Below are 3,640 nucleotides of genomic sequence, written 5' to 3'. Positions count from 1 at the left end.
CAATTCCAAGCCCAAAGCCAGAGTGAGGGTAGGAGCCATACCTGCGCAGGTCAATGTACCACCCGTAGTCCTTGGGATTGAGATTGTTCTCCTTTATGCGCGCCATCAGCTCATCATAATTCCAAATCCTCTCCGAGCCGCCGATAATTTCCCCGTGCCCTTCAGGCGCCAGGCAGTCTGCATTGAGCACAGTTCCTGGGTTTTCCGGGTCCTCGCGCATGTAAAACGCCTTGATATCCTTTGGGAAGTTTGTCACAAAAATCGGCTTTTCCTCCTCGCAGGTGAGAAGCGCCTCCTCGTCTGCGCCAATGTCCTGGCCCATTTTTATGTTAGCGCCTTTTTTTATCGCAAGCTCCACCGCATCTTCGTAAGTCATCCGCATGAATGGGGCTTTAACTGCTTTGAGCTTGTCAGGGTCGCGGCCAAGAGCCTGCAATATATCTGCATGGTTTGCCGCCATTTTTTGGCATACAGTTTCAAGCATTTTTTCCTGGAGTTCCATGTTCATTTTCTGGTTGTAGAAGGCCATTTCAGGCTCAAGGTGCCAGTATTCGCACAAGTGGCGCACTGTTCGAGATGGCTCAGCCCGAAATGAGGGGGCTAGAACAAAAACCTTCTCAAGGGCTGTCGTGAATACCTCAGCATAAAGCTGGCTGCTTTGAGTCAGATATGCCTTTTGCCCGAAGTAGTCCATTTCAAACAGAGTTGAGCCGCCCTCGCACGCCGCTCCAGTTATCATTGGCGGTGCAAGCTCCCAAAACCCTTCTGACTCGAAAAACTCGCGCAAATACTTTATCATCAAATGCCTTGCTTTCATGATGTTTGTCAGTTTTTGCGACCTGAGCCACAAGTGGCGCGTGTCAAGAAGGAATTCTACAGATTGGTCCTTTGCAATCGGGAACGGCTCGCCCTTGGATATAAGTTGCACGCCTGTTGCCGCAAGCTCATAGCCACCTGGAGCGCGCTTGTCCTCCTTTGCCGTGCCTTCTATTACTATCGTGGATTCAAGATACGCCGTTGATGCCTGCTGGAATGAGTCATCTCCAACTGCATCCTTTTTCACTGCGCACTGGATGACACCTGTTGAGTCCCGAACTACTATGAAGGCAAGCCCCCCGCTTGTGCGGCTTCTGTGCACCCAGCCCCTGATGCTCACCTTGCTTCCTGAATGATTGCCTGAAAGTATTTCCCCGATTTTTTCAAACTTTGACTGGGCAAGATGGGATTCGGAAAGTGTTTTTGGGCCTTGCGCCCCGGCGGCCTGGGTTGGTTTTGCCCCTTGCGATTCATTCCCTGCCAAATTGGATTTTTTCATATGGATACCTTCAATGTTGTTTTGTTTGCCCATGTTTCAGTTGCCTGTGATTTCATTTGCCTGCAGGTTTTTTTCCAAGTTTCCTTGCGCCCCTGTAGCTGCTGCCATTTTCAATCATTCCTGCCATGTTGGCCAAAAGAGCGTCTTTTTGCTCGCAGGGCTTGAGGCAAAGCCTAAGCACCTCAACAATGCTTGAAACAGGATGGATTGAGATTTTTTCCCTCATTTTTGGCGGCAGGTAGATGTCGCCATGATTTGGCTTTGGGACAATGACATTTTTCAAGCCAGAACTAATTGCCGCCTCTGTTTTTGAGGTTATGCCGCCAACAGGAAGCACGTCGCCCCTAACAGTAAGCGAGCCTGACATGGCATACGTTTGGTCAACTGGAATTCCCTCCATGGCTGATATCACTGCGACTGCAATTGAGATGGATGCCGAATCGCCTTCCACGCCTTCGTATGTTTGGATGAACTGGACATGGATATCGTACTGTGAAAAGTCTTTGCCTATGTCCTTTTTGATGATTGCAGAGACATTTTCAACTGCCTCCTTTGCAATCTTCCCAAGCTTGCCAGTCACAATAAGCTTGCCTTCAGACTTTGAGGAGGCGGGAGTCACTTCGGCGACAATTGGCATGACAAGCCCGCTACTCACATCCCCAAGGACTGCAAGACCGTTTACCCGGCCAACAATCAGGCCTTCTGTGACAAACATGTTGTAGTCCTTCCGATACTCGATGCTTCGCTCTGAAATCTGGTGCTCAAGCGAGCTTGCAAACGGCTTTGCCTTCAGGACAGTTTCCCTGTCAACAAGCTCCTTTCCCTCCTCCCGTGCAAGGTCACCTGCGGCGCGAACAAGGCCGCCTAGCTCCCTAAGATTCATGGTTAGGCGGTTTTTTCTTCCTGCCATCCTTCTTGCGTGGTCGATGGTTTCCATGACTGCCTCAAATGTGAAATGCGGGATTTTTCCGTCCTTTTTGACTTCCTGGGCCACAAACTGCACAAGCTTGTTCTGGTTTTGCTCGTTGTCCGGCATAGAATCTTCGACATAAACTTCGTAGCCGTTTCCCCTAATCCTTGAGCGAAGCGCAGGATGCATTTTGGTTATGTCATTAACATTGCCTGCGGCAACAAGCACAAAATCGCAAGGTACCTCCTCGGTCTTTACAATTGCCCCGGAGGACATTTCAGACTGCCCGGTGATTGGGTATTTCCTCTCTTGTATTGCCGTGAGAAGCTCCTGCTGGGATTGCGGCTTGAGGGATGCAATTTCATCAATGAAAAGCACGCCTTTGTTTGCCCTGTGTATTGCCCCGGATTCAACCCTTAGATGCGCCGGAGTCCCAAGTCCGCCTGACTGCAGAGGGTCATGGCGCACATCGCCAAGCAGTGCGCCCGAGCGCGCCCCTGTTGCATCTATAAACGGGGCTGTCCTTTTTCCAGTGTTGTCAACTATCAGCTTTGGCTCAAGAAACTCAAATGCCCCCATGCGCCTGCCAACTGAATTGGTGAATCTCCAAAGAAGGAACAGGACAGTGATGCCAAAGACGATTGCAAGTACGAACCACTTGTTTTCCTCCTTAAAGCCGCCTGTTGCAAAAAGGAAGACAAGGGCGGTTAGTATCAGGAAAAGAAAGAGCACTGTCGGATTGAGGCCGCGGCCCTGAAGCGCAAACTGAGACTTGCCCATGTGGACAATGCGTCTGCCCTGGCCCCACTCAAGGGGCTTGACTGTCTCTTTTGGCGAGGCGTCAAATGAATCTTCCTGCAAAGGGGCCTGTGGCTGGAGCAGGGCCTTTGAAAGCGGGCTTTTGTAAAGCCTGAGCAGGAACTGGCTTGCCTTTATCTCGGCCTCGTTTGGGTAGGTCCGCACAACTTTTATAAGAGGCTTGTTCTCATCGTTTGAATTTGGGTAGACAAGGACATCCTCCAGGTTTTCAGATGGCATAAGCTGCGCCATTGCCCTTGCAAGCATGGATTTTCCAGTGCCTGGGGGCCCAAGCAAAAGCACGTTTCGCCGCTGCTTTGCAGCTTTTTTGATTATTCTTACCGCTTTTTCCTGGCCTATGACCTGGTCTGCAAGGCTGTCTGGAACCTTGATTTCCGCGGTTGTCTTGAACTGGATCGAACCTGAAGACATTGGATTACCCGGATAACTGTTTTTCAAACGAAATTAGCATGCATTAGAACTTTTGCTTGTATTTATTTGAAGCGCAAATACAGCGTTGATTGCTTAAGCTGCATTTGACTAGCCTACCAAGTCAAGCCCACAAAACATTATCCTTGGTGAAATGAGGTTTAAAAACTTACCCTGATTGGCTTCGA

General features: G+C 49.9%; 2 protein-coding genes. Both read right to left on the bottom strand.

Features of this window, described 5'->3' with window-relative positions:
• Nucleotides 1–1,348: asparagine--tRNA ligase (asnS, locus tag FJZ26_04935; GenBank protein ID MBM3229751.1), on the bottom strand; the 1,348-nt coding region annotated here is incomplete at its 3' end.
• A 19-nt stretch (nucleotides 1,349–1,367) separates the two neighbouring features.
• Nucleotides 1,368–3,275, bottom strand: coding sequence for an ATP-dependent protease LonB (gene lonB, locus FJZ26_04930; GenBank protein MBM3229750.1), 1,908 nt, complete (start codon nucleotides 3,273–3,275; stop codon nucleotides 1,368–1,370).
• Nucleotides 3,276–3,640: the final 365 nt, after the last annotated feature.

The sequence above is a fragment of the Candidatus Parvarchaeota archaeon genome (assembly GCA_016866895.1).
Taxonomy (GTDB): Archaea; Micrarchaeota; Micrarchaeia; order Anstonellales; family VGKX01; genus VGKX01.
Note: the sequence above shows the minus strand (reverse complement) of the source record. Positions and strands in the feature narration are given on the sequence as shown.